This window comes from Chthoniobacter sp., assembly GCF_040003245.1.
GTDB lineage: Bacteria > Verrucomicrobiota > Verrucomicrobiia > Chthoniobacterales > Chthoniobacteraceae > Chthoniobacter.
Genome location: NZ_JBDUCX010000072.1, coordinates 20,970 through 27,241, shown reverse-complemented (window position 1 = coordinate 27,241; position 6,272 = coordinate 20,970). Strand labels below are relative to the sequence as shown.

Annotated in this window: 7 protein-coding genes; 3 read left to right on the top strand and 4 right to left on the bottom strand. The window is 61.6% G+C overall.

Features of this window, described 5'->3' with window-relative positions:
- Together ABJF10_RS12175 and ABJF10_RS12170 are read right to left on the bottom strand one after the other, a co-directional pair.
- Positions 1-439: hypothetical protein (locus ABJF10_RS12175; protein WP_348544846.1), on the bottom strand; the 439-nt coding region annotated here is incomplete at its 3' end.
- On the bottom strand, positions 409-993 hold the full coding sequence (locus tag ABJF10_RS12170; RefSeq protein WP_348544845.1) for a hypothetical protein: 585 nt from the start codon (positions 991-993) through the stop codon (positions 409-411). The genes ABJF10_RS12175 and ABJF10_RS12170, both read right to left, overlap by 31 nt.
- A gap of 250 nt (positions 994-1,243) precedes the next feature.
- Here ABJF10_RS12170 and ABJF10_RS12165 point away from each other — a divergent pair, with 250 nt between their 5' ends.
- Positions 1,244-1,690: a hypothetical protein gene (locus tag ABJF10_RS12165; RefSeq protein ID WP_348544844.1), complete on the top strand. Its 447-nt coding sequence runs from the start codon at positions 1,244-1,246 to the stop codon at positions 1,688-1,690.
- Positions 1,687-2,097, top strand: coding sequence for a 3-hydroxyacyl-ACP dehydratase FabZ family protein (locus tag ABJF10_RS12160; RefSeq protein ID WP_348544843.1), 411 nt, complete (start codon positions 1,687-1,689; stop codon positions 2,095-2,097). The genes ABJF10_RS12165 and ABJF10_RS12160 overlap by 4 nt, the downstream gene beginning before the upstream one ends.
- Positions 2,098-2,122: 25 nt before the next feature.
- Here ABJF10_RS12160 and ABJF10_RS12155 read toward each other — a convergent pair whose 3' ends face one another.
- On the bottom strand, positions 2,123-3,907 hold the full coding sequence (locus ABJF10_RS12155) for a hypothetical protein (protein WP_348544842.1): 1,785 nt from the start codon (positions 3,905-3,907) through the stop codon (positions 2,123-2,125).
- Positions 3,904-5,418: a flippase activity-associated protein Agl23 gene (locus ABJF10_RS12150; protein WP_348544841.1), complete on the bottom strand. Its 1,515-nt coding sequence runs from the start codon at positions 5,416-5,418 to the stop codon at positions 3,904-3,906. Before ABJF10_RS12150 ends, ABJF10_RS12155 begins: the two co-directional genes overlap by 4 nt.
- A gap of 46 nt (positions 5,419-5,464) precedes the next feature.
- Here ABJF10_RS12150 and ABJF10_RS12145 point away from each other — a divergent pair, with 46 nt between their 5' ends.
- Positions 5,465-6,262: a dolichyl-phosphate beta-glucosyltransferase gene (locus ABJF10_RS12145; RefSeq protein ID WP_348544840.1), complete on the top strand. Its 798-nt coding sequence runs from the start codon at positions 5,465-5,467 to the stop codon at positions 6,260-6,262.
- Positions 6,263-6,272 lie beyond the last annotated feature (10 nt).

Genomic DNA, 6,272 nt, shown 5'->3' with positions numbered 1-6,272 from the left:
ACATCGCGCGGCGCTGCCGACGCGAGAATTTCAAAGCGTGAAATATCCGGGCTAGAGCTGCGCGAGTGATCCGCTTTACTTTGATCGGCGGGTCGAACTCCAAGACCTGAAGAAACTCTTCCCGGAGCACCCGCTCGACCACTTGAACGTATGGCTCCGTCGTTGCGATGCAGTCATGTAATGAGAGGAGCGGCATCGAATCATCTTGCTTGGCGAGCTTGGGCACCACTCGATCAATTACAACCGAGGATTCTTGTTTTTGGAGCTTTCGGGCAAGTCTCTGGTGAAAGCCTCGTTTTTCGTCTGATATGATGACGGCGAGGACTGGGAATGTCTTTCTGAAAATGTCCAACAGTTCGTGCTCAACGGCATTGTGGCAGAACACGATCCTGCTGAACGTGAGCCGCTTTACTTCGCCCTTTTGGTGATCATCGTCCATGTCATACGGGCGCGCCAATCGATCATTGAAAAATTGGTAGAATCGGTTTTCACGAACCAGTTCGACAAACCGCGCCTTCTCCTCCAAGGGTTCGGACGGGTATCTGCCGTCGGCAAATCACTCTTCGGCTCATTCGCCTCCAGCGCGGCGCGGGCGCTCTGGAGCGGAGGCGCCAGTGCATTGGCCCGGCGCAACCAATCCGTTTTCGTGAGCTGGTTGAAATACCCGCGACTGAGCTTGGTAATCGCGGTATTGAGCTTCAAGCGGTACTGCTCCCGCTCGGCCACGATCGGCAGGAGCTGCTCGCAAATCTGGGCCGCGGCCTGGGCATTGGGATCGGTTAATCCCTGGAGATGCTGCCGGAGACGGTTCAGGGGCTCGCTATTGAGCTTTCCCTGGCGTTCGTCGAGTTCGGAAAAGGTCGCCTGAAAATACGGTAGAATTTCCCGCGAGTACGATTCGCGAAATTGGGGAACCGGTTCCGGCCGGGTCACGACGTAGACCAGGTAGCAACTCGAGGCGAGCGCCGCAATCATGGCCAGTTCCTTCATCATGATCACCGTCTCCCGCGGCGCAGGGTCACGCGCTTCTTGCGGTTCTTCATGGCGTGAGCGACACCCGCTGGTCTTTCCGCTCGCTCCTCGCTGGCTGGGAATTCCGGAACCTTCATGCCACGCGTCTAACAGCCGGGCAGTCCAATTGGAAGACTGCAAATCGTGTCCTTCGTGCAGGGCTGTTGCCTCGCGGTGTTGGGAGGCGGAAAAAACTCTGGTGTTGTTTCCGGGGCGTCTCTATTGGAAGCGAATGAATCTGCGTTTCATTGCGTGTGCCTTGCTTTTGGTGGCTTTCGCGGCCTGCCAGTCGCCCTACAAAAAGAAGGACGACGAGGAAAAGATCAAGATGAAGGACCAGAGCAAGGACCAGAGCTTTCAGGCCTTTATCGGCCGCGCGCGGATCGCGGTCAGCAAGCACGACACGGCGATGCTTTCGACGATGATGACCTCCGACTTTGGCTATCGCTGGGACGATGCGCCGCCCGGGGAGACGGCGTACCTGTATTGGGATGCGCACCATTCCTGGGAAGAACTGGGGCGGATTTTGGAGGAGAAATTCGGTCCCCACGATATGTACATGGTAGCGCCGCCGCAGGCCGTGACGGACGCCAATTACGCCGGCTACCGGGTAGGGGCGCGGACCGTGCGCGGCAGTTGGAAGCTCGCCTATTTCGTGCCCGGCGAACCGGCACGGTGAGCGCGTCCGACCCCATCGCCTACGGGTTGCCCCATCGCGAGCCGTTCGTTTTCGTCGGCTCGGTGGTCGAGGTGCAGCCCGGAGAGTCGGCTGTTTGTGAAAAGAGTTTTCCGCCGGAAGAGCCCTTCTTTCGCGGGCATTTTCCGGGCGACCCGCTCGTGCCCGGCGTGATCATCACGGAAGCACTCGCGCAGACCGCGGGCATTGCCGCTGGGCAGCCGGGGCGAGGCTTTCGCCTGACGGCGATCAAGGGGATGAAATTTCTCCGGGCGGTGCGCCCACGGGACGTGCTCCGCTTTCACGCGCGGAAGATCGCGGCGGTGGGCGGGCTGTGGCAGTTTGAAGTGACGGCGCGAGTGGGCGAGGACACGGTCGCCGACGGGGTGGTGGTGTTGAGCGAGGTGTAGGGAAGTGCCAGGAGTCGGGTAGTTCCTACTCGTTCATCGCGGGCAGCCTGGTTGGCGTGGTGGGCGGAGTGTGGAGATCGAAGATCGCTCCCCAGTCACCAGATGCCACCATCCGCGTGGTCAGGCGCCACGGTTGCGGGGAGTCCTTGTATTTCTCGTCTTCGTAGCGGCCCCAGAAAAGGTAGCGCGCGCCGAGTTCGTCGGCGAGTTCGCGCCAGCCGTCCTCGCCGTTCATGAGGGAGTCGAGTTTCCCGGCGGGCTCCTGCCAGGCGAGACCGTGGCTGTCCACGTGGCCGAGGTAGCCGAGGACCATCTTTCGTCCGTTGAGCAGCAGCGGATGATTGTACGTGGGCGCGCCGGCGAAGCGGTCGGTGACCGGAATGTCGTGCACGGCTTTTGCCACGCCATCGAGTTCCGAGCGGAGGGCGATGGGATAGCCGGTGAAACTGGCATCGATGCCGCCGAGCGTGGAAATGAATCCCGAGAAAAATAACATGCCCACGATGAAGCAGCGCGCCCAGGCGGGCCACCGCACGAGCAACTCGGTCCACACGAACGGGAGGATTGCGAGATAGGACCAGATCATGAGCTTGGTATTGTCCCACGCCCACGGGGCAAACTTGACGAAGCAGCAAATGATGAAAATGGCCAGGGATGGAATGACCACGAGACGCGCCCACTGGCTCCCGCCCTGGCGGCTCAGGGCCACGATCAGCATGACGACGAGCAGCGGCAGGATGCCGAAATTGACCGGCCAGAAAGTGATCGCGGCGACGGTGGGCGAACCGTTCCCGAGATGGATCTGGCACCAATCGAGGAAGGTCGTGTCGTCCCACATCCAGCCCGCTTTCCCGCCGAGCAGGCTGCCGCCTTTCAATCCGCCGGTGATGAGAAACACGAGCACGGTAGCCGGCACGAAAGCCGAGCCCACGAGCAGTGCGAGGCCCCGCCGCGCGGGCGCTTGAAATACGAACCACACGCCGAGGAGGGCCGAGAGAAAAAGGAAGGTGTGGAAGTGAAACAGCGGCAGAGACGCGTAGAGCAGCAGCTCGCCCCAGAAGGGCAGGCGCCAGTCTTCGGCCTGGCCGGCGAAAAAGCGCGTGCGCCAACTGCTCAAGAGCAGCAGCCCCGCGGGCAGCGCGAAGAGCAGTCCGCGCTGCGTCGCGAAGAGTGCGAGGGCGAAACTTTTCCACGGCAACTCGCCTTGGAAATCAGCGAGTTTTCCCGTCGAAAAAATGAGGAAGCCGGCGAGACCGCCATTGGCGAGAAAGCCGAACAAAGCGAAACCGCGGCCCCAACGCCAGAGCGCTGCGCCGGTCAATGCCGCGCCGATAATGCCCATCCAGATGAACCCGCGGAACACGTCCATTCCGACGAGTGGGAGGAGGCTGTGGAAGAGATCGATGCCGATGGGATAGGTAAGTTTGCCGCCGGTGAAAATCGGATTGTCCGGCCAGAACGGCACGCCGCTGGCGAGATAGCGCACGTAGGTGAGATGCAGGGAAAAGTCGCCGAGATTGTTGGGCGACAGCACCTTGATGTCATCGCCCTTCACCGTCACCACCCACAGGAAAATGCGCAGCGACACGAGCGCGAAGGCGATGATCGCCAGCCACTCCGGCGTGCTGGGTGCGCGCCTCGGCGCCGACGGATTGCGGCCTTGCCAGAGCGCCAGCGACATGACGAGCAGCCCGCACCCGAGCGCCGCGGCGGCGATGGCGGAGTTGAGCCCTCCGCGGGCCGCGGCCAGCACCATCGCCACCAAGGACGAGGTGCAGACTGCGTAGAGGATGGCGGCGACGAAATTCATTTTAGATCCGCCGAAACGGGTTGGAACTTCGCGGTGTCGGCCGGGACGAACCCCGCGAAGATGGGCGGGTAAAGATAGAGGGTCGCGGCACTTTCCGAATTCCCACGGATGCGCACGTGCAGCTTGAAATACTCCAGGCGCAACAAGGGCTCGACCTTGTCGACATTCGCATCGTCGACGAGGAGGAAATCCGCGTCGAGCGTGTCGGGTAGTTGTTCGGCGTCGGGGTAATCGATCTGGGGAAAATCTCCGAGCAGCCAGGAGAAGGGATACTGCTCGGCCATGATGAGGTGGCCGCGGAGCTGGTAGTTTAGGGGATCGCGCCGCGCCAGCTTTTGCAGCGGGACGAGGAGTTGATTCACGTCCGTGAAGGTCTGCACGTAGACGTACTGCTCAGCGTCGTCGGTGTAGTCGTGGTAATTCAGCTTCCAAGAGATACCGAACGATCCGAGGCAGAGCAGGGCGGTGATCCCGGCGATGGTCCAGCGGTCGATCAATTCCGCGGCGCGCACGACGACAAAGCCAAAGACGAAATAAAATGGCCAGATCAGCGAGATGACGCACCAAGGAGTTTTGTAGTCGATATAGGAATAGGCGATGAGTGCGCCGAGTCCATAGATCGCCAGATAGCGGGCCAGGCGCGGAGTGTGCGGCCACAGCATCCACAGCCCGCCCACCAGCCCGACGAGCGCGGGCCATTCGTAGCGGCCCAGCAGTTGCAGCCAGTAATACCACTCCTTCTCGTGTCCGGATTTGTGGGCGGTGCCGGTCTGGATCCAGGTATTGAATGTCTCCCAGAGCCCGGGCAGGGCGGACCAATCGAGAAAACCGCCCGTGTAAAAGAACAGGATCAAGCCGGCACACGTGGCGGCGACGATGCCGGCATCCCGCAGGCTAAACTTCCAGCCACCGAACGGCAGCGGGATCGAGGGGGATATTTTTTCGTAGCCGAGCAGGCATGGCGCCGCGAGGAGGAAGGCGACCAGATGGATGACGTAGGTTTCTTTCGTGACGATCAGGCCGGTGATGCCCAAAGCGGAGGCCCATAAGTAGCGCCGCTGGCCGAAGTGCCACAGCCCCGGCAATCCCCACCCGATGAGCAGCAGGAAAAAGAGCATCCAGGTCTCGTGAATGGCGTAGCGGCCATAGAAGACCATGGCGGGCGAGACGGCCATGGCCAGCGCGGCGATCTGGCACACGCGCTCGCCGAGGTAGCGCCGGTAGGCGAGCACGAGCCCCACGCACCCTGTGCTGAGCAGGACGATGGGCATGCGCAGCACCCAGATGCTCCGGCCAAAGAGCGTCTGGGCGAGGAACAGGACGTAGAAATGGAACGGTCCGTGAAAATTGGTCGGATCGTAGTGATAGAAGCCTTGGTGGGTCATCTGGTCCACGAACCAGCCGTTCACCCCTTCGTCAAAATGCGCGGGCTTGAGATCGAGCCAGGCCACGCGCAAAGCGAAGGCGAGCAGGAGGATCAATGCGGAAATCCAATGGTGCCGTGAGATCATCGCTTTGACCGCGACGGGCTTATGCTGGTAAGTATCCAGTTCCCCAATGTCGGATTCGCCATATCTCTCCATCGTCGTGCCGGCTTACAACGAGGCGCGGCGGTTGCCGCCGACGTTGACGGCACTGGTGGAGTTTTTCCGGGGTTTCACGCGGACGTATGAGGTGTTGATCGTCGTGGAACAGAGCACGGACGGGACGCTGGAGATAGCGGCGAAGCAGGTGGCGCAACAAGCTCATTTTCAAGTGGTCGACAACGGCCCGAAGCGCGGCAAAGGCCATGCCGTGCGCTCCGGGATGCAGCGGGCGCGCGGGGAGATCGTCTTTTACATGGATGCCGACTTGAGCGTGCCGCTGGCGGAGGTGCCGGCATTTCTGCGGCACTTCGAGCAGACGCCGAAGGTGGATGTGCTGATCGGCAACCGGCAGCACGCCATGAGCCGCATCACGCGACGCCAGTCTCCGCTGCGTGAGGGCATGGGAAAGATTTTCAATCGCGTGCTCCAGACGCTGGCGCTGGTCGACCTGCGGGACACGCAATGTGGCTTCAAGGCGTTTCGCCAGGCGGCGTGCCGGGAGATCTTTACCCGCCAAAAGGTGGAGGGCTTCGCTTTCGACGTGGAGGTGCTGCTCCTCGCGGAGCGGCTCGGCTACGGCGTGGAGGATCTGCCGGTGGAGTGGATCAATTCGCCCGAAAGCAAGGTCGAGATCGTGGCCGACAGCCTGCGCATGCTCCGGGACGCCTGGCAGATTCAACGCCGGCTGCGGCACATGCGCCCGGAATTGAGCCCGCCGCCGGAGGTGGTCCCGGCAAAAGGGCCGGATGCGGTGCGAGAAAATGGATAGCGGTATTCGC

Excerpts from the sequence above, each read along its gene's own strand:
- ABJF10_RS12170 (WP_348544845.1), bottom strand. The coding sequence starts at position 993 with ATGATGAAGGAACTGGCCATGATTGCGGCGCTCGCCTCGAGTTGCTAC.
- ABJF10_RS12165 (WP_348544844.1), top strand. The coding sequence starts at position 1,244 with ATGAATCTGCGTTTCATTGCGTGTGCCTTGCTTTTGGTGGCTTTCGCG.
- ABJF10_RS12155 (WP_348544842.1), bottom strand. The coding sequence starts at position 3,907 with ATGAATTTCGTCGCCGCCATCCTCTACGCAGTCTGCACCTCGTCCTTG.
- ABJF10_RS12150 (WP_348544841.1), bottom strand. The coding sequence starts at position 5,418 with ATGATCTCACGGCACCATTGGATTTCCGCATTGATCCTCCTGCTCGCC.
- ABJF10_RS12145 (WP_348544840.1), top strand. The coding sequence starts at position 5,465 with ATGTCGGATTCGCCATATCTCTCCATCGTCGTGCCGGCTTACAACGAG.